We start from the raw sequence: 23,348 nt of genomic DNA on the forward strand, positions 1-23,348 counted from the left end.
CGGATAACGCTTCGCGTCATTCGTCCTACCCGTGGGGGAAGGGCCGGACTTTTTCAGCGGCTCCTGGATGCTCCGCGCCTCAGAAGTACTTCAACCAGGCGATATCCCGCCGCCGCGCCTTGAAACCGGCGAACCAGTTCACCGCCGGGTACAGCGCCACGGCCAGCAGGATGCTGCACAGCCATAGCGCCGGCACCGAGGAGAAACCGAAGTAGTCGCCCCGGTTGGCGCCCCAGATCGCCAGCGCCAGCAGGTACAGCAGCTTCAGTAGGTAGAGATGCAGCAGGTAGAAGAACATCGGCGCTCCGCCGAACGCCACCAGGGCCTTGCCGCGACCGCTCCAGTCCAGGCGTTCGAACCAGGCCAGGAGCAGCAGGCCGATTCCCAGGGTGAGGGCGAGGAACAGCAGCGACGGCGGATACTTGGTGACGTTGAAGAAGCCCATCAGGGTGATCGCCGGCGTCTCGCCGAAGGCCCAGGGTTTCTCGCCATAGCCGTTGAGCAGGCGCAGCAGGATGAAGCCGAGCAGCAGCCCGCCACCGCCCGCCAGCAGGTAGCGTCGGCGCGTGGTCGCCGGCGTGGCGCCGCTGAACCAGTTGCCTGCGGCATAGCCCAGGGCGATCACACCGATCCACGGCAGCAGGGGGTAGGAGGTGCGCAGGCGCAGGGCGTCGCCCGCTTCGATCCAGCCGCGGTCGTGGAGCACCGCCCACGGCAGGTGCCAGGCCGAGCCGGGAGCGAAATGCAGCGGATCGAGCAGGTTGTGGCCGGCCACCAGCAGCACGCCGAGCGCCGCGAGCAGAGGGCGCGGCAACCAGAGCAGGGCGGCCAGGGCGAGCATGCTCAGGCCGATCGCCCAGATCACCTGGAGATAGATCACCGTCGGCGGCAACTGGAAGGTCCAGGCGAAGTTCACCAGGGTCAGTTCCAACGCCACCAGGAACAACCCGCGCTTGAACAGGAACGCCGAGACCGCCCGGCGTCCCTGGTGCTTCTCGCCGTAGAGGAATGCCGACAGGCCGGTGAGGAAGACGAACACCGGCGCGCACAGGTGCGCCAGGGTGCGGCTGAGGAACAGCGCCGGCTCGGTGCTGGCGACGTCCATCGGGTCGCCGACCTGGCGGTGCAGGAAAAAGGTCTCGCGGACATGGTCGAGCAGCATGAACAGCATCACCAGGCCGCGCAGGGCGTCGATGCTGTGCAGGCGGGAGGAATTGGAGATGGAGTTGGGCATGGCTGGGCTGGTCGTCGGAAAAGAGGGATGAGTATCACAGCCTGGCGGCGAGAAGCGAGATAGAGCCGGGCATTGTATTGCGAGGCCGGAATCGAACTGGTAGCGTTATAGTATATCATTTCTTTTCTGGTGCGATTTCCCATGAGAGTCAGTGTGTCGCTTGTCCTCGGTGTCGGCCTCGGTTGCAGCAGTCCGGCGCTCTGGGCGGAAACGGAAAGTCCCGCAGAGCTTGAGGTCCTCACTGTCACCGCCGAAGCGGAGCGCGCGGAGGGCCCGGTGCAGGGCTACCGGGCCAATCGGTCGGCCAGCGCGACGCGCACCGACACCCGTATCGAGGACATCCCGCAAGCCATCAGCGTGGTGCCGCGCCAGGTGCTCGACGACCTTGACAGCGCTCGTATCGAACGGGCGCTGGACTTCGCCGGCGGGGTCTCGCGGCAGAACAACTTCGGCGGCCTGACGATGTTCGAGTACAACGTCCGTGGCTTCACCACTTCGGAGTTCTACCGCGACGGCTTCAGCGCCAACCGCGGCTATATGAACGCCCCGGACAGCGCCACCATCGAGCGCGTGGAAATCCTCAAGGGACCGGCCTCCAGCCTGTACGGGCGCGGCGATCCCGGCGGCACGGTGAACCTGGTGACCAAGAAGCCCCAGGCCGAGCGCTTCGCCCGCTTGCATGCCAGCGCCGGCAGCTGGGACCGCTACCGCTCGACCCTGGACCTGAACACGCCGCTGGACGAAGAGGGCGACCTGCTCTACCGGATGAACCTGGCGGTGGAGGACAGCAAGGGCTTCCGCGACTACGCCGACGGCCAGCGCCTGCTGGTGGCGCCATCGTTCAGCTGGCAACTGGACCCGGACACCTCGTTGCTGGTGGAAGCCGAGGTGGTGCGCAACCGCCAGGTCTTCGACCGCGGCACCGTGGCGCCGCACAACCACCTGGGCAGCCTGCCGCGCTCGCGGTTCTTCGGCGAGCCGGACGACGGCAAGATCGACAACAACAACGAAACCCTCCAGGCCACCCTGCGCCATCACTTCAACGAGCAGTGGAGCCTGCGCCTGGCCAGCCACTACAAGCATGGCCACCTGGACGGCTACGCCTCGGAGAACTCCAGCCTCGCCGCCGACGGCTACACCCTGCGCCGGGAGTACCGCTACCGCGACTTCGAGTGGCACGACAGCATCACCCAGCTCGACCTGCTCGGCGATCTCCATACCGGCTCGATCCGCCACCAGTTGCTGATGGGCCTGGAGTACGAGCGCTACCACAACGACGAACTGATCCTGCGTAGCATCCCGTCGCGCAACCCCTATGCCATCGACATCCGCCGGCCGGTCTACGGCCAGCCGAAACCACCCTTCGGACGCGACGACCGCAACCACGAGGAAGTCGACGCGATGGCCCTCAACCTGCAGGACCAGATCGAGTTCAACGAGAAATGGCGCGGCCTGCTCGGCGTGCGCTTCGACCGCTACCGCCAGGACATGAACGCCACGCGCCTGAACAATGGCCGCTTCCGCGACACCAGCTCGCAGCAGACCCAGCGTGCCGCCACCCCGCGCATCGGCGTGCTGTACCAGGCGACCCCGGAGGTCGGCCTGTTCGCCAACGCCTCGAAATCCTTCAAGCCCAATGGCGGTACCGACATGGCCGGCAAGGCCTTCGACCCGGAGGAGGGGCGCGGCTACGAGGCGGGGGTGAAGCTCGACCTGCTCGATGGCCGGCTGGGCATGACCCTCGCCGCGTTCCACCTGAAAAAGAAGAACGTGCTCACCGCCGACCCGAGCAATCCCGGTTACCAGCAGACCGCCGGCGAGGCGCGCAGCCACGGCTTCGACCTGCAGTTCAGCGGCCAGCTCACCGAGCAGTTGCGGCTGATCGGCGCCTACGCCTATATCGACGCCGAAGTGACCAAGGACGAGAACATCGCCCGTGGCAGCCGCCTGCTCAACGTGCCGAAGCACAGCGGCAGCCTGATGGGCGTCTACGAGTTCCGCGAAGGCTGGCTGCACGGCGCCGACGCCGGCGCGGCGCTCAACTATGTCGGCGAGCGCGCCGGCGACAGCAGCGACAGCGGCTTCGAACTGCCGGCCTACACCACCGTCGACCTGCTCGCGCACTATCCGCTGGCGAGCAATGCGACCCTCGGGGTGAACGTCAACAACCTCTTCGATCGTCGCTACTACGAGCGTTCCTATAACAACGTCTGGGTCGCCCCCGGCGAGCCGCGCAACCTGACCATGAGCCTGACCCTGAACTACTGAGCCCTCTACTGCCGCCAGGAAGCCATGCCATGCAAGGACGCACACCGCTGCTGGAAACCCTCCGCGAACTGGAATGCGAGATTCGCCTGCTCACCGTCTATGCCCGCGAGTGTTGCGGCTGCTACGAGATCCTCAGGCGCAAGCTCGACCGTCTGAGCGGACTGATCGGGGAGGATTGCAGCCGGGCGCAGTGGCAGGCCGATTCGGACGACCCTGCGTTGCAGGCGCTCGGCCTGCGCCTGCGCGACGCGGCGGTGCAGGCCCTCTGCGAACTGGAGAAGCACCTTTGCCAGGGCGTGCTGCATGAACCCGGCGAGATGGGCCGCTACCTGGGTAGCCTGCTGGAATCCATCCGCGGCGAACTCGACAGCGCCGGGATAGATGCCGATGCACGGGTCCTGTTCGTCGGCTCCGGTGCCCTGCCGACCTCGGCCCTGGTGCTGGCGCGGGAGGTCGGCGCACATTTGTGCTGCCTGGACATCGACGAGGAGGCCCTGGGCTATGCCCGCGAGATCGCCCGCTGCCAGGGGCTGGAGGCGCGCATGCAGTTTTCCTCGCTGCCGCCGGCGGAACTGGCGTTTTCCCGCGATGCCACGCATTTCCTGATCGCTTCGCTGGTGCAGCAGAAAAGCGCGGTACTGGCGCAGATCCGCCAGGTCATGCGCGCCGACGCCAAGGTCCTGCTGCGTCACGGCAGCGGCATCAAGGGACTGTTCAACTACCCGGTTGAGCCGGCCGAACTGGAGGGCTGGCGGGTTTGCGCGGAGCGGGTCAGCCAGCCGCTGTACGACACCCTGATCCTGGAGAAGGCCGGTCGATGAACGCCGCTGATGAGAGCCTGGGCAACGTCCTGCTGGTCGGTCTGGGCGCGGTGGCGATCCAGGTCGCGCTGGACCTGCGCCGCCACGGTGCCGGTCGCCTCGGCGCGCTGAACCATCCCGGCCGGCGCAGCCAGCGGATCGCCGAGGCCCTGGCGCGCGGCGCCTGCCTGCAATTGGAAGGGCAGGGGCAGCATCGCTGGCTGTCCGGCAACGCCGCGCTGGACGTCTTCCACCAGGACCCCGCTGAGCTTCGCGACGATTGGCAGACCCTGGTGCTCTGCGTGCCGGCCGACAGTTACCTGGACGTGGTCCGCGGGTTGCCCTGGGAGCGACTCGGCGGGGTGCGCACGCTGCTGCTGGTGTCCGCCTTCATCGGCGCCAACCTGCTGGTGCGCAGCGCCCTGCCGGCGGGGTGCCAGGCGACCGTGCTGAGTCTGTCCAGCTACTACGCGGCGACCAAGGTGATCGACGAGACACAACCGCTGCGGGCCCTGACCAAGGCGGTCAAGCGCAGGGTCTACCTGGGCTCCAGCCGGCCGGACTGCCCGGCGCGGGAGACCTGGCGGCGAGTCCTGGCCGGCAGCGGGGTTGAGGTAGTACCCCTGGCGACGCCGGAAGCGGCGGAGGGCCGCAACGTCACCACCTACGTGCACAGTCCGTTCTTTCTCGGCGAGTTCGCCCTCGCCCGGATACTTTCCGAGCAGGGGCCGCCCGGTTTCATGTACAAGCTCTACCCGGAGGGACCTATCACCCCCGGGGCCATCGGCGCCATGCGGCGGCTGTGGTGCGAGCTGAGCGAACTGTTGCGGCGGATGGGCGCCGAGCCGTTGAACCTGCTGCGGTTCCTCAACGACGACAACTACCCGGTGCACGAGACGATGCTGCCGCGCGCGGCCATCGACGGCTTCGCCGAGGCCGGCGCCGAGCGCCAGGAATACCTGCTGTTCGTGCGCTACGCGGCGTTGCTGGTCGATCCGTTCTCTCCGGCCGACGAGCAGGGTCGCCACTTCGACTTTTCCGCAGTGCCGTTCCGCCGCGTCAGTCGCGACGAGGATGGACTCTGGCGGCTCCCGCGGGTGCCGCTGGAGGACTATCGCAAGCTGGCGCTGATCGTCGCGCTGGCCGCCCACTTCGACCTGGCCATGCCGCAGGCGCGCAGCCTGCTGGCGAGCTACGAGAACGCCGTGTCCCGATTCATCGATTGCCAAGGAGCGAGCCAGTGCCATCCAAGCCTGTATCCGATCGACAGCCGTCCGGCGGCGGACGCCATCTATCGCCAGTGGTGCTCGACCTGCTGAAGAGCGGGGTGCTGCTGGCGGTGCTGGCGTCCTTCACCTTCAGCGTGATGAACGCCCTGGTCAAGGAAGCCAGCGCCACCCTGCCGGCTGCCGAGATCGTGTTCTTCCGCAGCGCCATCGGTACCCTGCTGATCTACCTGCTGATGCGCCAGGCCGGTGTCGCCCTGTCGCGCCAGGGCGTGCCGATGCTGCTGGTGCGCGGGGTGATGGGGGCGCTGTACCTGGTCTGCTATTTCTACGCCATCGCCCACATCCCGCTGGCGGACGCGAGCATCCTGGCGCACATGTCGCCGTTCTTCGTCATCCTCTTCTCCGCGCTGTTCCTCGGCGAGCGGATTCCCCGGGCGGTCTATTGGCTGTTGCTGGTGGTGGTGCTCGGCGCGCTGATGATCGTCAAGCCGTTCAGCTATTCCAGCTACTCGGTATACGCCGTGGTCGGCCTGCTCAGCGCGGTGTTCGCCGCCGGTGCCTCGGTGGCGATCCGCCAACTGAGCGCGCGGCACCATACCTACGAGATCGTCTTCTACTTCCTGGCGGTGGCCACCCTGGTGGCCATCCCGCTGATGTGGAACGACTTCGTGGTGCCGGCGACGCTGCGCGAGTGGGGGCTGCTGCTGGCCATCGGGGTGGTGTCGCTGCTCGGCCAGGTGTTCCTAACCCGCGCCTTCAGTCACGAGAGCGCGACCATCGTTGCGGTGACCCGCTATATCGGCATCGTCTTCAACGCCGGCTGGGGCTGGCTGTTCTGGAGCGAGGTGCCGGACGCGCTGACCATCGCCGGCGGCGTGCTGATCGTGGTGGCGTGCATCGCGCTGTCGCGGACGAAGAAGGGCTGAGCCTCCGGCGCGACCGGCTCCCCGCTGCTTCGCGCCGGACCGCGCCTAGAGTACGTAGCGCCAGATCGCCACGAAGTGGAGGAGGCTGCCGGCGATCACGAACAGGTGCCAGATGCCATGCCAGTGGCGGAAGCGGTGGTCATAGGCATAGAAGACGATCCCTACGGTATAGAGCACGCCGCCGGCCGCCAGCCAGGTGAAGCCGGCGCTGCCGAGGGCGGCGAGCAGCGGTTTCACCGCGATCAGCACGATCCAGCCCATCACCGCGTAGATCACCACCGACAGCACCCGCGCCTCGGAGCGTGGCTTGATCTCCTGGAGCATGCCGAGCACGGCCAGGCCCCAGACGATGCCGAACAGCGTCCAGCCCCAGGGACCGCGCAGCGTGACCAGGCAGAAAGGCGTGTAGCTGCCGGCGATCAGCAGGTAGATGGACAGGTGGTCGAGCTTGCGCATCACCACCTTCGCTCGCCCGCGCACGCTGTGGTAGGCGGTCGAGATGCTGTAGAGCAGCGTCAGGGTGACGCCGTAGACGCCGACCCCGACGATCTTCCACGGACTGCCGTTGAGGCTCGCCTGGACCGTCAGCCAGACGGCGCCGGTGCAGGCGGCGACCGCACCGATCAGGTGGGTCCAGGCATTGAGTCTTTCACCGTGATACATGACGCATGATCCTCCCGCGATGGACAACGCCATGGTAGGGCATGTCGGGGTGGCGTGGGTCCTGACCTTTTATTGGCGTTTTCCGTGACGGTTGCATGAAGGTTCTCCTCATCCTTCCCTGCTCGTTGGAACGGATAAAGGCTTGACGGTTTTAATTACGATCATAATATTAAATGTGTAATATAAATAGCCGCTGTCAGCGGTCAGGCTTTTTTCCAGCGAGAACCCACATGAACGAACAGATTGGCAATGGCGTCGCCCTGATCACCGGCGCCTCTTCCGGAATCGGCGCGACCTACGCCGAGCACTTGGCCCGCCGTGGCCACGACCTGTTGCTGGTGGCGCGCGACCGGCAACGCCTGGAAGCCCTGGCGGATCGCCTTCGCCAAGCCCACGGGGTCAGGGTGGAGATCCTGCGCGCCGACCTGTCCGAGCGCGACGATAGGTTGCGGGTCGAGCGACGGTTGCGCGATGACGCCTCGATCGCGTTGCTGGTGAACAACGCCGGCGTGGCGATGAACGGTCCGCTGGCCGATGCCGACATGGACCGGGCGGAGCGGATGATCGCCCTCAACATAGTGGCCCTGACCCGCCTGGCTGCCGGTGCGGCGGAGGGGTTCCGCCGGCGTGGCGGCGGCGCCATCGTCAATCTCGGTTCGGTGGTGGCGCTGGCGCCGGAGTTGTTCAATGCCGTCTATAGCGCGACCAAGGCCTACGTGCTGAGCCTGAGCCAGTCGCTGCAGCACGAGCTGGCCGGCAGCGGCGTTTACGTCCAGGCGGTGCTGCCCGGCGTCACCCGCACCGAGATCTGGGAGCGCAGCGGCACCGGAATCGCCGGGATTCCCGCGGAGATGGTGATGGAGGTCGAGGACCTGGTGGAGGCGGCGCTGGTCGGTTTCGATCGGCGTGAAGCGGTGACCATCCCGTCGTTGCCGGATGCGGCCGATTGGCAGGCGCTGATGACGGCGCGGGCCAGGCTCGCGCCCAATCTGTCGCGGCAGCGGCCGGCCGAGCGCTACCTCGGCTGAGGCCCTAGCGCTCCATCTGCTCCAGCAGCTTCTTGCGCGTCGCTTCCAGTATCCGTTGCGACAGCGCCTCATCCTGCACGCTGCGCGACAGTTGCAGCGCGCCGACCAGCGAAGCGAGCAGCAGCACGGCGCGCTCGCCTGCGTCCTCGCCCTCCAGGGCCGCTTCGATCATCGCCAGGCGCTTGCGCACGATGCTGTCGGTGGTCGGGCTCGGCGTGCCGCGCTGGCCGAGTTCCGCCGACAGGGTCGGCAACGGGCAGCCGGCGCCGGGGTTATCGCGGTGACGCGGCGACAGGTACTGCTCTATCAGCAGCGCCAGCGGTCGTTCCGCCTCCGCCAGGGGCGCGGTGACTTCGTCGAGTTGCGCCGCGGCATGCCGCAACGCGGTTTCCACCAGGTCGTCCTTGGACTTGAAGTGCGCGTAGAAGCCGCCATGGGTCAGGCCCAGGGCCTTCATCAGCGGTTGCAGCCCGGTGGCGCCGACGCCGTCCTGGCGGAACAGCCGGGCAGCCTCCTCGACGATACGCCGGCGGGTCTTCTGCTTGTGGTCTTCGGGATAACGCATGGCTTCGATACCTTGGAATGCAGGTCGTCATCTTAACGCCTGGCGGCCTTCCCTGGCGAAGCCGCGTTCATCCGGCCATGTGCAGGACCAGGCAGGTGGTCGAGCCGACGGCGTAGAGACGGTCGTCGACATCGTACAACCGGCCCTCGGCGACCGCCGTCGAGCGGCCGAGGTGCACCACCCGGCCTTCGGCGCGTACCGGACCGACCTTGTCGGTCAGCGCGCGCAGGTAGCTGATCCGCAGGTCGGTGGTGGTATAGCCCTGGCCGGCCTGGAGCCGGGTATGGATCGCGCAGCCCATGCAGGAATCCAGCAGCGACGCGGCGTAGCCGCCGTGCACGCTACCCAGCGGATTGTAGTGGCGGCGGTCCGGGGTGCCCTGGAACAGGAAGCGCCCTTCGGACCACTCGATGGGAACGAAGTCGACCAGTTCGCCGTAGGGCGGGCAGGGCAGCTCGCCGCTGCCGATGCGGTCGAAGAACTCCTGCGGGGAGAGCGCGGCGACTTGCGCCAGCTCCAGGGTTCCGCTGGCGCCGAGGCGGGCGCGGGCGGCCCGCTCGGTGGCGATCCAGGCGTTAAGGCGGTCTTCGCGGCCGGGCTGTTCCATGGTGGTGCTCCTGTCGTGGTGGGAAAGGGTTGCGGGAAAATTACGGCCATCATATAAGCTTTGCATGACGAGCGAAATACAATCGCTTTCGGTCCCTCTACGCGGCGTTTCCTCTATTTGCGCCGGCGTCGCCTACGCTGAGGGGGCCGTGGCGGGACAACCGAGGAGCAGGATGATGGAAAGCTATGACGTGATCGTGATCGGCGCCGGTCCGGGGGGCTACAACGCTGCCATTCGCGCCGGCCAGCTAGGCCTGAAGGTGGCCTGCGTGGAGGGTCGCGAAACCCTCGGCGGGACTTGCCTGAACGTCGGCTGCATGCCGTCCAAGGCCCTGTTGCACGCCTCGGAGCTATACGCCGCGGCGAGCGGCGGCGAGTTCGCCCGGCTCGGCATCCGGGTCAGCCCGGAACTGGACCTGGCGCAGATGATGAAGCAGAAGGACGAGAGCGTCGCCGCCCTGACCCGTGGCGTCGAATTCCTCTTCCGCAAGCACAAGGTGCAGTGGATCAAGGGCTGGGCGCGCTTGCAAGGCGAGGGCCGGGTCAGCGTGGCCCTTGCCGACGGCGGCCACGCGCAACTGGAGGCGCGCGACATCGTCATCGCCACCGGTTCGGAACCGGCGCCGCTGCCCGGCGTGCCGGTGGACAACCAGCGCATCCTCGACTCCACCGGCGCCCTGGAGTTGGCCGAAGTGCCTCGCCACCTGGTGGTGATCGGCGCCGGCGTGATCGGCCTGGAGCTTGGTTCGGTCTGGCGCCGTCTGGGCGCACAGGTCACGGTGCTGGAGTACCTCGAGCGGATCTGCCCGGGGCTGGATGGGGAAACCGCAAGGACCCTCCAGCGCGCCCTGACCCGCCAGGGCATGCGGTTTCGCCTCGGCACCCGCGTGGTCGCCGCGCGCAGTGGCGAGCAGGGCGTCGAACTCGACCTGCAACCGGCCGCCGGCGGCGCTACGGAATCGCTGCAGGCGGACTACGTGCTGGTGGCCATCGGCCGGCGCCCCTATACCGAAGGACTGGGGCTGGAGACGGTCGGCCTGGCCAGCGATCGTCGTGGCATGCTGGAGAACCAGGGACAGCGCAGCGCGGCGCCGGGCGTCTGGGTGATCGGCGACGTGACCTCGGGACCGATGCTGGCGCACAAGGCCGAGGAAGAGGCGATCGTCTGCATCGAGCGGATCGCCGGGCATGCGGCGGAGATGAACGCCGAGGTGATTCCGTCGGTCATCTACACCCAGCCGGAAGTGGCCAGCGTCGGCCTCGGCGAGGAGCAGTTGCAGGCGGCGAGGCGCGAGTACAAGGTCGGACGCTTCCCGTTCAGCGCCAACAGCCGGGCGAAGATCAACCACGAGAGCGAAGGCTTCATCAAGATCCTCTCCGATGCCCGCAGCGACCAGGTGCTCGGAGTGCACATGGTCGGGCCGGGCGTCAGCGAGATGATCGGCGAAGCCTGCGTGGCCATGGAGTTCAGCGCCTCGGCGGAGGATCTCGCGCTGACCTGCCATCCGCATCCGACCCGCTCCGAGGCGCTGCGCCAGGCGGCGATGGACGTGCATGGCCGGGCCATGCAGAACTGAGGGCTCAGCCGCGCATGCCGAAGCCGCGCGCCATCAGCGTAGCCAGCAACGGAATGACCAGCAGCAGGAGCAGTTGCAGGCGCACCGCCAGGACCACCCGCCGGCCCCGGGCCGGCGTCACCGCCGGCACTTCGCCGGCCTTGAGGGCGCCGCGCCAGCCAAGGAAGGTAACGGTCGGCAACAGCGAGACCAGGGCAGCGAGGACGAATAGCCCGACCTTGGCGTGGAACAGGCCATTGTGCAGGTAGTAGTCGACGCCCTTGCCGTACCACAGCACCCGCGCCAGCCCGCTGGCCAGTACCGCCAGGGCGCAGAGGCCGTAGCCGCGGTCGATCGCCGCCAGGCTGCGGGCGCGCTCCAGGTCCAGCGGCAGGCGCAGCAGGCGGTGCTGCAACACCAGCAGGGCGAACAGCAGGAAGATCGACAGGTAGTGCAGGTAGGCGACGATTGCCTGGGCCATGGCGGCGCTCCTCGGGGTGGGATGGGCACAGTCAAGCAGACCCCGGGCCAATGTGCCTGACGGCGCTTCCGGTATTCCCCGAGAATGCGTCTAGAATCGAGCTGGCCATTTTCCGGAGCCCGCCATGACCCCGCTGACGCCCGAGCAGACCCATGCCTACCTGCACCATATCGGCATCGACGATCCCGGTCCGCCGAGCCTGGCGAATCTCGACCGACTGATCGACGCGCATCTGCGCCGGGTCGCCTTCGAGAACCTCGACGTGCTGCTCGACCGCCCCATCGAGATCGACGCCGACAAGGTTTTCGCCAAGGTCGTCGAGGGCAGCCGCGGCGGTTATTGCTTCGAACTCAACTCGCTGTTCGCCCGCCTGCTGCTGGCCCTCGGCTACGAGCTGGAACTGCTGGTGGCACGGGTACGCTGGGGACTCCCGGAGGACGCGCCGCTGACCCAGCAATCGCATCTGATGCTGCGTCTGTACCTGGCGGAGGGCGAGTTCCTGGTGGATGTCGGCTTCGGCTCGGCCAATCCGCCGCGAGCACTGCCTTTGCCGGGCGACGAGGCGGACGCCGGACAGGTGCATTGCGTGCGCCTGGTCGACCCGCACGCCGGTCTCTACGAAAGCGCCGTGCGCGGTCGCAGCGGCTGGCTGCCGCTGTACCGCTTCGACCTGCGCCCGCAGTTGTGGATCGATTACATCCCGCGCAACTGGTACACCTCTACCCACCCCCACAGCGTGTTCCGCCAGGGCCTGAAGGCCGCCATAACCGAGGGCGACCTGCGCCTGACCCTGGCCGACGGGCTGTTCGGCCAGCGCGCCGGCAACGGCGAGACGCTGCAGCGCCAACTGCGCGACGTCGACGAACTGCTGGACATCCTGCAGACCCGTTTTCGCCTGCGCCTCGACCCGGCCTCCGAAGTGCCGGCGCTGGCGCGACGGCTGGCGGGACTGATCTCCGCCTGAGCGCTTTTGGCCGGTGTCTTTTCGCCGGACTCCTGCGGGAATTTTCCGATGTTCCATAGAAGCCTGAACGAAACGGCTTTTTCGGTTGACCTCGTCTGGCAAGAGGTCTATAAAACCCCCGCCCGCAGAGCCGGGCACTTTCTTTCCCCCTACGAAGAGAGCCATGGACAGTATTCCCAGTAGTCGTCGCCCGGCCCAGCAGATGCCGGCTGGTGCGATGACCCAAACCAACGCACGACGGAACCCGCAACGGGTCGGTCGGTTGAGCGGCATCCTGGGCTGACCCACTGCTTCTCACCCGTGTCCGGCACGCCGGGTACAGGTGAGTCATGAACTTCGAGAATTCGGTATCCCCCGGCGTATCCGCCTTCGTGGCGAAGATGCGCGTGCGCGCCGCGCAGTCCCCCGGCGCGATCCTTCCCGGCCACGGCCATCCTGCGAGCCTCGCCTGGCGTGTCAGCCCGGCCGGCGGTCGCCTGGAGTATCGCCGCCTGGAGACGCAGGTCGAAGAGAACCCTGAGAGCGGTCGCCGCCCGATGCGCGGCTGACGCTTTCTCCTGCCTAACCCTTCGCACAAGGAGCCTGCCATGGACGAACCACCAAGTCGGCCTGCTGCGTGCCGCCTGAGCGGCCGCGCGCAGTGGGCCTTACCCGGACAAGCCGAACATTCTTCCCACCGATCGCGAACATCGCGACCCGGCACGCCTTTGCCTGTCACCTGACCGGCAACCGACTCGTGTCGCCGTCGCGCAGCTCGCGACAGGAGACCGAGTCATGAGCGTAGCGACCCAACGCAATACCCAGCTCGACACCGAGCGCCGCAACGACCGACTGTCCATGCGCGCCGCCCGCGAAGCGCAGAACAGCCTGGAAACCACCCTCACCAACGTCCGCGGTCGCCAGGACGGCCTCGACCAGGCCGAGGCCGCCGCCCGGCTGCACGCCGACGGCCCCAACGAAGTGGCCCACGACCGTCCGCCACACGTCCTGGTGCAACTGCTGCAGGCGTTCAACAACCCCTTCATCTACGTGCTGATGACGCTCTCCGCGATCAGCTTCTTCACCGACTTCTGGCTGCCGCTGCAGGACGGTGAGGAAACCGATCTCACTGGCGTCATCATCGTCCTCTGCATGGTCCTGGTCAGCGGCCTGATGCGCTTCTGGCAGGAATACCGCTCGGGCAAGGCCGCCGAGGCGCTCAAGGCCATGGTGCGGAACACCGCCACCGTGCTGCGCCGCGACGAGCGCGGGATGCGCGGCGAGCTGCGGGAAATCCCCATGGGCGAACTGGTGGTCGGCGACATCGTGCGCCTGTCCGCCGGCGACATGATCCCCGCCGACATCCGCCTGATCGAATCGCGCGACCTGTTCATCAGCCAGGCCGTACTCACCGGCGAGGCGCTACCGGTGGAGAAATACGACACCCTCGGCGCGGTCCGCGAGAAGTCCGCCAAGCGGATCGCCGCCGACCAGCAGGACCTGCTCGAACTGCCGAACATCTGCTTCATGGGCACCAACGTGGTCAGCGGCACGGCCACCGCGGTGGTGGTCGCCACCGGTGCGCGCACCTATTTCGGTTCGCTGGCCCGTTCCATCGTCGGTTCGCGGGCGCAGACCGCCTTCGACCGTGGGGTGAACAGCGTCAGTTGGCTGCTGATCCGCTTCATGCTGGTGATGGTGCCGATCGTGTTGCTGATCAACGGCTTCACCAAGGGCGACTGGACCGAGGCGTTCATGTTCGCTCTCGCCGTGGCGGTCGGCCTGACCCCGGAAATGCTGCCGATGATCGTCAGCGCCAACCTGGCCAAGGGCGCGGTGGCGATGTCGCGGCGCAAGGTGGTGGTCAAGCGCCTCAACGCGATCCAGAACTTCGGCGCCATGGACGTGCTCTGCACCGACAAGACCGGCACCCTGACCCAGGACCGGATCATCCTCGAGCATCACGTCGACGTTGCCGGCCGGCGCTGCGACCGGGTCCTGCAAATGGCCTGGCTGAACAGCTTCCACCAGTCCGGGATGAAGAACCTGATGGACCGCGCGGTGGTCGCCTTCGTCGAACAGAACCCGCGCATCACGCCGTCGGATGCCTGGCGCAAGGTCGACGAACTGCCCTTCGATTTCGTCCGTCGGCGTCTCTCGGTGATCCTCGAGGGCAAGGACGGCGAACACCTGCTGGTGTGCAAGGGCGCGGTCGAGGAAATGCTCGAGATCGCCACCCGCGTGCACCAGGACGGTGTCGACCTGCCGCTCGACGAGGAACGCCGCCGGGCCCTGCTGGCGCTGGCCGAGCAATACAACCGCGACGGCTTCCGCGTGCTCCTGCTCGGCACCCGCAGCCTCTCGCGCGCGGAGTCCCAGGCCCAGTACGGCGCCAGCGACGAGCGCGACCTGGTGATCGCCGGCCTGCTGACCTTCCTCGATCCGCCGAAGGAAACCGCCGGCCCGGCCATCGCCGCGTTGCGCGAGAACGGCGTGGCGGTGAAGGTGCTCACCGGCGACAACCCGGTGGTCAGCGCGAAGATCTGCCGCGAGGTCGGCCTGGACGTCGGCGAGCCGCTGCTCGGTCGCGACATCGACCTGATGGACGATGCCACCCTGCAACGCCTGGCCGAGGAGCGCACGGTGTTCGCCAAGCTGACGCCGCTGCAGAAGTCGCGGGTGCTCAAGGCCCTGCAGGGCAACGGACACACCGTTGGCTTCCTCGGCGACGGCATCAACGACGCCCCCGCGCTGCGAGATGCCGATGTCGGCATCTCGGTGGACAGCGGCACCGACATCGCCAAGGAATCGGCCGACATCATCCTCCTGGAAAAAAGCCTGATGGTCCTGGAGGAGGGCGTGATCAAGGGCCGCGAGACCTTCGGCAACATCATGAAGTACCTGAACATGACTGCCAGCTCCAACTTCGGCAACGTGTTCTCGGTACTGGTGGCCAGCGCCTTCATCTCCTTCCTGCCGATGCTGGCGATCCACCTGCTGCTGCAGAACCTGATGTACGACATCTCCCAGCTGTCGCTGCCGTGGGACAAGATGGACAAGGAGTTCCTCGCCAAGCCGCGCAAGTGGGACTCGAAGAACATCGGCCGCTTCATGGTCTGGATCGGCCCGACCTCGTCGATCTTCGACATCACCACCTACGCGCTGATGTGGTTCGTGTTCGCCGCCAACAGCCCGGAAATGCAGTCGCTGTTCCAGTCCGGCTGGTTCATCGAGGGCCTGCTCTCGCAGACCCTGGTGGTGCACATGCTGCGTACCCAGAAGATTCCCTTCATCCAGAGCACCGCGGCGCTGCCGGTGATGCTGATGACCGGGCTGGTGATGGCGCTGGGCATCTACGTGCCGTTCTCGCCGCTGGGGGCGATGGTCGGCCTGCAGCCGCTGCCGTGGGAGTACTTCCCCTGGCTGGTGGGCACGCTGCTCTGCTACTGCGTCACCGCGCAGACCATGAAGACCCTCTACATCCGCCGCTTCGGCCAGTGGTTCTGAGCGATCGGCCGGGCTTCGTCCCGGCCTTTCCCGGCGCGTCGGCAAGCCTCGCCGCGCCGCGCAACGCACACCGGACCCACGCATGGAGAGACGCATCATGACCCTGCACGACCGGCGCCCGCGGGCGCCCCTTTTCCAACCGCTGCCGGCCGCGCTGCGACGCGCCCTGTCCTGGCGCCTGGGCTTCGTCGCCGCCGCGCTCGCCTGCGTCCTGCTGCTGGCGCTGCTGTCCGAGGCTCGCGCCGCGGGCGGCGCCTACCGGGTCGACGACGGCGAGATCGATCCCGTCGGCGAATGCAATCTGGACGCCTGGCACCAGCGCGAACGCCACCACGGCAACCGCTACCAGTCGGTGCTGTCGCCCGCCTGCACCTTCTCCGCCCTACCATCGGTGCAACTCGGCGCGGCGCTGGTGCGCGAGGGCGACGCAGGCGATCGGCACAGCCGCCTCAGCCCCGAGCTGAAGACACCGCTGCTGGCCCGCGACGACCTCGGCCTGGCGTTGGCCCTGGCGCTCTCGGCGGATCTCTACCTGGACCGCCGGCACGCCTTCGAAGGCGCCGGCTTCAACCTGCCGCTGAGCTACCAGCCGTTCGAGGCCCTGCGCCTGAACGCCGGGGTCGGCCTGGGGCATGCCTACGCCGAGGGCGAGCGTCGGCATCGCTGGAACTGGGGCATGGGCATGGAATACCGCGTCGGCCAGCCGTTGACCCTGATCGCCGAACGCTTCGGCGAGTCGGCCGGCGACAGCGGCTGGCAGGCCGGACCGCGGCTGCACCTGGGCGAACGGCTGGACCTCGACCTGCTGGTCGGCGGCCACCTGCGCGGCGAGCGCGAGCGATGGCTGGTCTCGGGAGCGACCTTGCGTTTCTGAGCCCAAGGGCGTGCCGCGCTGCGGCGCGCTCCTCCACCGAGGAAGCAGCCATGAACGTCGTACGCAAATGCCTGGGCGCGTCTCGCCGCGCGCTCTGTGGCCTGGCAGCACGGCTGCTGGCGAAGGCCGCGCACCTGCTGATGGTGATCAGCGTGCGCGCATACGCCAGCGGCCGCCTGAGCCAGGTCGAAGTGAAATACCTGCTGGACTGCTCGAGCGCGCTCAACCGTGCCTCGCTCAGGCTGGCCATGGGTCAATGAGCCCGTTCCCTTCACGATCCATTCCGAACCGGGAGTTCCGCCATGCTGGGAACCATCCTCCTGATCAACCTGGCCGGTGCCGTGGCCCTCCTGTTGTGGGGCACGCACATGGTCTCCAGCGGCGTGCTGCGCGGTTTCGGCACTGCGCTGCGCAACTGGCTCGGCCGCCACCTGGGCAACCGCTGGCTGGCCCTGCTCGCCGGGCTCGGCATCACCGGCCTGCTGCAGAGCAGCACCGCCACCAGTCTGATGGCAGCGTCCTTCACCGCCAGTGGCACCCTGGGCCTGGCGCCGGCGCTGGCAGTGATGCTCGGCGCCAACGTCGGCACCACTCTGGTGGTGCAACTGCTCAGCTTCGACACCTCGTTGCTGGCGCCGCTGGCCCTGCTGTCCGGCCTGCTGCTGTTCCGCCTGGGCGACGGTCCGCGCCTGGAGAGCCTTGGCCAGTGCCTGATCGGACTCGGCCTGATGCTTCTGGCGCTGGCGTTGCTCGGCCATTCCCTGCAGCAGATCGAGGCCTCGCCAGCCTTTGTCGCGGTGATCCACGGCCTCGAAGGCGATCCGCTGATCGCCCTGCTGCTCGCCGCGCTGCTGACCTGGGCCTGCCATTCCAGTGTCGCGGTGGTACTGCTGGTGGCGTCCCTGGCCCAGGCCGGACTGGTCTCGCTGCCCATCGCCCTGGCCCTGGTGCTCGGTGCCAACCTCGGCGGCGCCTTGCCGGCGCTGGGGGTGGCCGGTAGCCGGGTGGCGCGGCGCCTGCCGTTGGGCAACCTGCTGGTGCGCCTGCTCGGTTGCCTGCTGGTGCTGCCCTGGCTGACGGCGCTGGCGCAGCCGGCCAACGCACTCGGTGGTGCGGCGGCGGTCTGGTTCCACAGTGCTTTCAACCTGGCCCTGGCACTGCTGGCGATCGGCTTCACCGGACCGCTTGCGGCGCTGCTCGCGCGCCTGTTGCCGGAAGAGGCGCAGTCCGACGACCCGGGCATGCCGCGCTACCTCGACGAAGCCGGGCTGGAGGTGGCCAACATCGGCCTGGCCAACGCTACTCGCGAAGTCCTGCGGCTGGCCGACATGGCCAGTCTGATGCTGCGTGCCACCAGCGGCCTGTTGCAGCGACCGGAGGCGAAGGTGGTGGCGGAAATCCGTCGCCAGGACCAGGCCCTCGACCAGTTGAGTGCGGCGATCCGCGCCTACCTGGCAGACCTCGGCCAGGACGGCCTCGGCGACAGCGACGCCGATCGTGCCCAGGAAATCCTCCTGTTCGCCATCAACATCGAGCACATCGGCGATCTCGTCGCCAACAGCCTGCTGCCCCTGGCGATGCGTTGGGCCGGGCGCAGTCGCGCCGGCAGCGAGTTCGAGCTGGGCCGCATGCTGCCGTTGCAGGCGGCGATCGAGGAGAGCCTGCACCTGGCGATCAGCGCGTTCCTTCGCGAAGACCTGGACGCCGCGCTGCGCCTGGTGGCGCGCAAGAAGTTGCTGCAGCGACTGGAGGCCGATGCCAGTCGCGAGCGCTTCCGTCGCCTGCGCGACGATCGCGGTGCCTGGGTGGAGTCCGGTGACGTGTTCCAGCGCATTCTCCGCGACTACCGACGCATCCACCATCATGTCACCGCCCTGGCCTATCCGCTGCTCGAACGCAGCGGCATCGATCCGATGGCGAAGCGGCCGGACGAGCCAGGGCAAGGGGAGGGATCGGCATGCGCCTCCTGATCTGCGCCGGACGCCATTTCAAGGACGCCGAACGCCTGCGCCTGGCGCTCGACCAGTGCCACGGCCTGCAACCGGTGGCGCTGCTCGGCCACCTGCTGCATGCCGGCAGCGGCCTGCCGGACGAGGCCGAGCGCTGGTGCCGCGAGCGTGGCGCGGATTCGCGCGCCTACGATTATCCGGAGCGCAGTGGCAGCGACAACGCCCTGCGCGAGTATGGCGAGGCCGTCCTCGGCGATGCCGCGCCGGACCTGGTGCTGGTGTTTCCCGGTGGGCGCCTGGCCAGCGAACTGATACAGGTCGCGCACGCTGCCGACGTCCCGCTGATGCTCGCCTATCGCCCGCTGTCGGCGCCCTGAGCGGCGAACCAGCCATCGCGGCGGGTCAGGCGCCAGCCGTAGGCGGCCAGGACCAGCCCGCGCAGCAGCATGAAGGCGAGGAACGCCAGCCATAGCCCGTGGTTGCCCAGCCCCTGCAACAGCCAGCCGAGGGGCAGGCTGGCGGCCACCGCGACGAGCATCGCGTTACGCATCTCGCGGGCGCGGGTGGCGCCGATGAACAGGCCGTCGAGCAGATAGCTCCACATCCCCAGCAGCGGCAGGCAGGCCAGGTACGGCAGATAGGCGTAGGCGACTTCGCGGACGCCGGCGATGTCGCTCTGCAGGTCGATGAACAGGTGGCCGAACAGGGCGAACAGCGCGGCGAACGCCAGGCTTGCCAGCAGCGACCAACCACCGGCCACCACCAGCGCGCGGCGCAGGGCAGTTCGGTCGCGGGCGCCGATGGCGTGGCCGCAGAGCGCCTCCACCGCGTGGGCGAGACCGTCGAGGGCGTAGGACGTCAGGAGCAGGCCGTTGAGCAGCAGGGCGTTGGCGGCTACCGTGGCGTCGCCGAGGCGGGTGCCCTGTACGGTGAGCAGGAAGAACACCAGTTGCAGGGCCAGGCTGCGGATGAAGATATCCCGGTTGACCATCAGCAGCGGCAGCCAGGACAGCCAGTGGCGCAGGCGTTGCCACTGCGCCCGCCCGGGGCGCCGGGCCAGGTCGCGTCGGGTCAGGGCCAGGCCGAGCAGGGCGCCGCTCCATTCCGCCAGCACCGAGGCGCGGGCCGCGCCTTGCACGCCCCAGTCGAGGCCGTGGACGAACCAGAGCACCAGGGCGATGTTGCTCAGGTTGGTGGTCAACAGGATCGCCAATGGCGCCCGTGCGTTCTGCGTGCCGAGGAACCAGCCGACCAGCGCGTAGCTGGCCAGGGCCGCCGGCAGGCCGAGCAGGCGGGTATGGAAGAAGGCGCGGGCCTCGCCGGTCAGTTCCGCCGACGGTTGCATCAGTTGCAGGGCCCAGCCGCTCAGGGGCAGGGCCAGCGCGCCGAGCAGCAAAGCCAGGAGCAGCGCCATGCCCAGGCCCTGGGCGAGGATCAGGCGCAGCGCGCCGCCATCGTCGCGGCCGGCGGCCTGGGCGGCGAAGCCGGTGGTGCCCATGCGCAGGAAGCCGAGCACGCCGACCATCAGGGTGTAGAGGCTGCCGCCCACGGCTACCGCGCCGAGCTGGTAGGCGTGCGGCAGGTGGCCGACCACCGTGCTGTCCACCAGGTGCACCAGGGGAACGGAAACGTTCGACAGAATCATCGGCCCGGCCAGCGCCCAGACCCTGTGGTGGGTCGGGGCGTGGCGCCAGGCATCGCGCAACAGGCTCATGGGGTCCTCCGGATCGGCCGGGCAGTATAGCGACGGCGGCGAGGCCTGCGGAAAACCCGTTTTTCATATCCGGTAACAGACCTCTGCCTGCCGTGTATTCCTTGTCCGACGCGGCTTCCAGGCCTGCCGCGGGGAACCCTGCGAAAACCTGTCAGGAAGCTTGCGCAGCGCTAACCGCGGGGCTTTGCGCACCTTCCTAGAATGCCGGCGTCGGTTGTTTCCAGAGGAAGCCATGCATGCTCCTGGGGCGTTTCGTCTCGGTCGGCGCCGGTGCCACCGCCGTTCATTACCTGGTGCTGACCCTCCTGGTCGAGGGCTTCGCCGTTGGCGCCGCCGTGGCCGCCGCGACGGGAGCAGGCTGCGGGGCTCTGGCTGCCTACCTGGGGCATCGCCGGAAGACTTTCCGCCACCGTGGCCCGGTGTTCCGTTCGCTGCCGCGCTTCTTCGCCGTCAGCCTGCTTTGCGTACTCGGCAACGCCGTCCTGGTGTTGCTGCTCGGCGACCTCGCCGGACTCGACTATCGCCTGGCCCAGCTCGCCGCGACCGGCGCACTGCTGTTGGCGACCTATCACCTTCATCGACTCTGGACCTTCTCATGATGATCGAACCTTCCCTGGCGTCGAAGCTCGAGGCCCCCTGCCTGCTCAGCGTGGTAGTGCCGGTGTTCAACGAGGAGGCGGTGCTGCCGGCCTTCCACCAGCGCCTCGGCGCCGTGCTCGGCGACCTTGGCGACGATTGCGAGGTGCTCTATGTCGACGACGGCAGCACCGACCGCAGCGCGACGATCCTCGCCCAGCTACAGGCCGCCGACCGCCGGGTGGGCGTGGCCCGCTTCACCCGCAACTTCGGCAAGGAACAGGCGATGAGCGCCGGGCTCAAGCTGTCGCGCGGCGCCGCGGTGATCGTCATCGATGCCGACCTGCAGGATCCCCCGGAACTGATCCCGCAGATGCTCGACGCCTGGATCGGCGGCGCCGAAATGGTCAACATGCGCCGCCGTAGCCGGGCCGGTGAAAGCTGGCTGAAGCGCGCCTCGGCGAGCGCCTTCTACCGGCTGATCAACCGCCTCAGCGAGGTGCCGATCCCGCGCGACGTCGGCGACTTCCGCCTGCTCGACCGGCGGGTGGTCGATGCCCTTTGCGAGCTGCCGGAAGGCAATCGCTTCATGAAGGGACTGTTCGCCTGGGTCGGTTTCCGCCAGGTCGATATCGCCTATAGCCGCGCCGCTCGCGTCGCCGGCCACAGCAAGTGGCGCTACTGGCGGCTGTGGAACTTCGCCCTGGAGGGCATCACCGGGTTTTCCACCGCGCCGCTGAAGGTCGCCGGCTACCTCGGTCTGCTCAGCCTGCTGGCGGCCCTGGCGACCCTGCTCGCCGGGATCTTCGGCCAACAGGAGATCCACGAGCACTGGCCGGTGATCGCCGCGCTGTTCCTGATCGGTGGCCTGCAACTGCTGGCCATCGGCGTATGCAGCGAATACCTCGGGCGGATGACCATGGAAGCGCGGCGCCGCCCGCTCTACCTGATCGACCGCTACCTGCCGGCGCAGGTCGGCGGGGCCAATCCGTGAGGGCGCTGCGCGGCTGGCCGCTGGCCTGGTTCCTGCTCGCCCTGGCCTTCGCCATCCGCCTGCTGAGCCTGGGCAGCTATCCGCTGATGGACACCACTGAGGCCCGCTATGGCGAGGTGGCGCGGAAGATGGCCGAACTGGGTGACTGGATCACGCCCTGGTACGACGTCGGCGTGCCGTTCTGGGGCAAGCCGCCGCTGGCCTTCTGGCTCAGCGCCGGCGGCCAGCTTCTGCTCGGCGCCAACGAGTTCGCCAGCCGCCTGCCGCACTGGTTGCTGGGCGTGCTGGTGCTGTGGCTGGTATGGGACTGGCAGGCTCGCGAAGATCGTCGGCAGGCGCGGATCGCCTGCGTCCTGCTGGGTAGTTCGGCGCTGTTCTTCGTCGCCTCCGGGGCGGTGATGACCGACATGGCCCTGGCCCTGGCCCTGGTCCTGACCATGCGCGGCTTCTGGCTGGGCCTGCATGGCGCGGAGGGAATCCGGCGCCGCGAGGGCTGGCTGATGTTCCTCGGCCTCGGCCTCGGGCTGCTGGCGAAAGGGCCGCTGACGCTGATCCTCGCCGGACTGCCGATCGGCCTGTGGGCCTTGCTGGAGTGGCGCTGGCGCGCGCTCTGGCGGGGCCTGCCATGGATCCGCGGAAGCCTGCTGATGCTCCTGGTGGCGGCGCCCTGGTACCTGCTGGCGGAGTTGAAGACGCCGGGCTTCCTCGAGTACTTCCTGCTCGGCGAGCATTGGCAGCGCTTCGTCACCGCCGGCTGGGACGGCGACCGCTACGGCAATGCCCACGCCTATCCCTACGGCAGCGTCTGGCTGTTCCTGCTGGCCGCCGCGTTTCCCTGGAGCCTCTGGTTGCCGCTGCTGCTCTGGCTGGGCTGGCGCCAGCGCGGGGAGGTGGTCGATGGCGTCGCCTCGCGCAGGCGCTACTGGCTGTTCTGGGGACTGGCGCCGTGCCTGTTCTTCACCTTCGCCGGCAACGTCCTCTGGACCTACGTGCTGCCCGGCCTGCCGGCCCTGGCGTTGCTCGCCGCCGACCTGTTGCGCGCGCCGCTGGCGCGCAGCGCCTGGCTGCGCCGTGGCGGGCTGGCCTGCCTGGCGCTGACCCCATTGCTGTTCGCGCTGTTCCTCGGCTCCCTGCTGCTGGGCTCGCGCGCCGAGCAGAAGTCCACCGCCGCGCTGCTGGCCAGCGACGCCGGCTGGCGCGAGCGGCCGCTGGTGTTCTGGCCGAAGCGGCCGTACTCGGCAGTGTTCTACAGCGGCGGGCGGGCACAACGGGCGGAGGACAGCGAACTGGCCGGCTGGTTGCGTCGCGACGCCCTGCTGGCGATCCGCTCGCGTTCGTTCGGCGCCTTGCCCGACGAGGTGCGCCAGCGCTTGCGCTGCCGGCCGCCGGTGGGACAGTACCAGCTATGCCAGGGCGTCGCGCCGCCTGGCTGAGG

General features: G+C 68.2%; 22 protein-coding genes. 16 read left to right on the plus strand and 6 right to left on the minus strand.

Annotation, left to right across the window (positions count from 1 at the left end):
• Positions 1–79: 79 nt before the first annotated feature.
• The gene (locus HMPREF2924_RS11150; RefSeq protein WP_003135320.1) at positions 80–1,234 is read right to left on the minus strand and encodes an acetyltransferase domain-containing protein; all 1,155 of its coding nucleotides are present in this window, start codon (positions 1,232–1,234) and stop codon (positions 80–82) included.
• Positions 1,235–1,375: 141 nt separating this feature from the next.
• Here HMPREF2924_RS11150 and cntO point away from each other — a divergent pair, with 141 nt between their 5' ends.
• Genes cntO through cntI form a run of 4 tightly spaced genes read left to right on the plus strand, consistent with a single transcriptional unit; the run spans position 1,376 to position 6,457 of the window.
• A complete protein-coding gene (gene cntO / locus HMPREF2924_RS11155) occupies positions 1,376–3,502 on the plus strand; it encodes a pseudopaline transport outer membrane protein CntO (RefSeq protein WP_003135318.1) in 2,127 nt (708 codons plus the stop codon).
• 29 nt (positions 3,503–3,531) lie between these two features.
• A complete protein-coding gene (cntL, locus tag HMPREF2924_RS11160) occupies positions 3,532–4,323 on the plus strand; it encodes a pseudopaline biosynthesis protein CntL (RefSeq protein WP_003135317.1) in 792 nt (263 codons plus the stop codon).
• On the plus strand, positions 4,320–5,621 hold the full coding sequence (cntM, locus tag HMPREF2924_RS11165; protein ID WP_003095356.1) for a pseudopaline biosynthesis dehydrogenase CntM: 1,302 nt from the start codon (positions 4,320–4,322) through the stop codon (positions 5,619–5,621). The genes cntL and cntM overlap by 4 nt, the downstream gene beginning before the upstream one ends.
• A complete protein-coding gene (cntI, locus tag HMPREF2924_RS11170; RefSeq protein WP_003104336.1) occupies positions 5,603–6,457 on the plus strand; it encodes a pseudopaline transport inner membrane protein CntI in 855 nt (284 codons plus the stop codon). Before cntM ends, cntI begins: the two co-directional genes overlap by 19 nt.
• A 45-nt stretch (positions 6,458–6,502) precedes the next feature.
• Here cntI and HMPREF2924_RS11175 read toward each other — a convergent pair whose 3' ends face one another.
• The gene (locus tag HMPREF2924_RS11175) at positions 6,503–7,120 is read right to left on the minus strand and encodes a PAQR family membrane homeostasis protein TrhA (RefSeq protein ID WP_003095352.1); all 618 of its coding nucleotides are present in this window, start codon (positions 7,118–7,120) and stop codon (positions 6,503–6,505) included.
• 230 nt (positions 7,121–7,350) lie between these two features.
• Here HMPREF2924_RS11175 and HMPREF2924_RS11180 point away from each other — a divergent pair, with 230 nt between their 5' ends.
• Positions 7,351–8,148, plus strand: a complete 798-nt coding sequence (locus tag HMPREF2924_RS11180) for an SDR family NAD(P)-dependent oxidoreductase (RefSeq protein ID WP_003135316.1) — start codon at positions 7,351–7,353, stop codon at positions 8,146–8,148.
• A 4-nt stretch (positions 8,149–8,152) separates the two neighbouring features.
• On the opposite strand, the gene HMPREF2924_RS11185 is transcribed toward HMPREF2924_RS11180, so the two are convergent.
• Positions 8,153–8,713 carry a TetR/AcrR family transcriptional regulator gene (locus HMPREF2924_RS11185; RefSeq protein ID WP_003110503.1) on the minus strand — a complete coding sequence of 187 codons (561 nt, stop codon included), beginning with the start codon at positions 8,711–8,713 and terminating at the stop codon, positions 8,153–8,155.
• Between the two features lie 67 nt (positions 8,714–8,780).
• Positions 8,781–9,320, minus strand: coding sequence for a PaaI family thioesterase (locus tag HMPREF2924_RS11190; protein WP_003135314.1), 540 nt, complete (start codon positions 9,318–9,320; stop codon positions 8,781–8,783).
• Between the two features lie 172 nt (positions 9,321–9,492).
• Between HMPREF2924_RS11190 and lpdA the strand changes: the two genes are divergently transcribed.
• Positions 9,493–10,896: a dihydrolipoyl dehydrogenase gene (gene lpdA, locus HMPREF2924_RS11195; protein WP_074197737.1), complete on the plus strand. Its 1,404-nt coding sequence runs from the start codon at positions 9,493–9,495 to the stop codon at positions 10,894–10,896.
• A gap of 4 nt (positions 10,897–10,900) precedes the next feature.
• Here lpdA and HMPREF2924_RS11200 read toward each other — a convergent pair whose 3' ends face one another.
• Positions 10,901–11,356, minus strand: a complete 456-nt coding sequence (locus tag HMPREF2924_RS11200; protein WP_003104329.1) for a DUF2214 family protein — start codon at positions 11,354–11,356, stop codon at positions 10,901–10,903.
• 124 nt (positions 11,357–11,480) lie between these two features.
• Between HMPREF2924_RS11200 and HMPREF2924_RS11205 the strand changes: the two genes are divergently transcribed.
• The 7 genes from HMPREF2924_RS11205 to HMPREF2924_RS11235 all read left to right on the plus strand — a co-directional run bounded on the left by HMPREF2924_RS11205 (position 11,481) and on the right by HMPREF2924_RS11235 (position 19,006).
• Positions 11,481–12,320, plus strand: a complete 840-nt coding sequence (locus HMPREF2924_RS11205) for an arylamine N-acetyltransferase family protein (protein ID WP_003135300.1) — start codon at positions 11,481–11,483, stop codon at positions 12,318–12,320.
• Between the two features lie 329 nt (positions 12,321–12,649).
• Positions 12,650–12,868 carry a hypothetical protein gene (locus tag HMPREF2924_RS11210; RefSeq protein ID WP_003135298.1) on the plus strand — a complete coding sequence of 73 codons (219 nt, stop codon included), beginning with the start codon at positions 12,650–12,652 and terminating at the stop codon, positions 12,866–12,868.
• A gap of 226 nt (positions 12,869–13,094) precedes the next feature.
• Complete coding sequence (gene mgtA / locus HMPREF2924_RS11215; protein ID WP_023124785.1) at positions 13,095–15,806, plus strand: magnesium-translocating P-type ATPase; 2,712 nt, start codon at positions 13,095–13,097, stop codon at positions 15,804–15,806.
• Between the two features lie 97 nt (positions 15,807–15,903).
• Positions 15,904–16,680 carry a hypothetical protein gene (locus tag HMPREF2924_RS11220; RefSeq protein ID WP_003135296.1) on the plus strand — a complete coding sequence of 259 codons (777 nt, stop codon included), beginning with the start codon at positions 15,904–15,906 and terminating at the stop codon, positions 16,678–16,680.
• 50 nt (positions 16,681–16,730) lie between these two features.
• Positions 16,731–16,940, plus strand: a complete 210-nt coding sequence (locus HMPREF2924_RS11225; protein ID WP_003121106.1) for a hypothetical protein — start codon at positions 16,731–16,733, stop codon at positions 16,938–16,940.
• A gap of 42 nt (positions 16,941–16,982) precedes the next feature.
• Positions 16,983–18,650, plus strand: a complete 1,668-nt coding sequence (locus tag HMPREF2924_RS11230; protein WP_003135295.1) for a Na/Pi cotransporter family protein — start codon at positions 16,983–16,985, stop codon at positions 18,648–18,650.
• On the plus strand, positions 18,638–19,006 hold the full coding sequence (locus tag HMPREF2924_RS11235) for an SLOG family protein (RefSeq protein WP_010792248.1): 369 nt from the start codon (positions 18,638–18,640) through the stop codon (positions 19,004–19,006). The genes HMPREF2924_RS11230 and HMPREF2924_RS11235 overlap by 13 nt, the downstream gene beginning before the upstream one ends.
• Here the strand turns inward: HMPREF2924_RS11235 and HMPREF2924_RS11240 are convergent.
• Positions 18,982–20,343 carry an MATE family efflux transporter gene (locus tag HMPREF2924_RS11240; RefSeq protein WP_003111808.1) on the minus strand — a complete coding sequence of 454 codons (1,362 nt, stop codon included), beginning with the start codon at positions 20,341–20,343 and terminating at the stop codon, positions 18,982–18,984. The genes HMPREF2924_RS11235 and HMPREF2924_RS11240 overlap by 25 nt on opposite strands.
• A 236-nt stretch (positions 20,344–20,579) precedes the next feature.
• Between HMPREF2924_RS11240 and HMPREF2924_RS11245 the strand changes: the two genes are divergently transcribed.
• From HMPREF2924_RS11245 to HMPREF2924_RS11255, 3 genes are read left to right on the plus strand one after another with little or no spacing between them, the layout of a single operon-like run.
• Positions 20,580–20,942 (plus strand): GtrA family protein, encoded by a 363-nt coding sequence (locus tag HMPREF2924_RS11245; protein ID WP_003095326.1) that lies wholly within the window; start codon positions 20,580–20,582, stop codon positions 20,940–20,942.
• Positions 20,939–21,913, plus strand: coding sequence for a glycosyltransferase family 2 protein (locus tag HMPREF2924_RS11250; RefSeq protein WP_003107470.1), 975 nt, complete (start codon positions 20,939–20,941; stop codon positions 21,911–21,913). The genes HMPREF2924_RS11245 and HMPREF2924_RS11250 overlap by 4 nt, the downstream gene beginning before the upstream one ends.
• Positions 21,910–23,346, plus strand: coding sequence for an ArnT family glycosyltransferase (locus HMPREF2924_RS11255; RefSeq protein WP_004365413.1), 1,437 nt, complete (start codon positions 21,910–21,912; stop codon positions 23,344–23,346). The genes HMPREF2924_RS11250 and HMPREF2924_RS11255 overlap by 4 nt, the downstream gene beginning before the upstream one ends.
• Positions 23,347–23,348: the final 2 nt, after the last annotated feature.

It is taken from the genome of Pseudomonas sp. HMSC063H08 (assembly GCF_001813645.1).
GTDB lineage: Bacteria > Pseudomonadota > Gammaproteobacteria > Pseudomonadales > Pseudomonadaceae > Pseudomonas > Pseudomonas aeruginosa.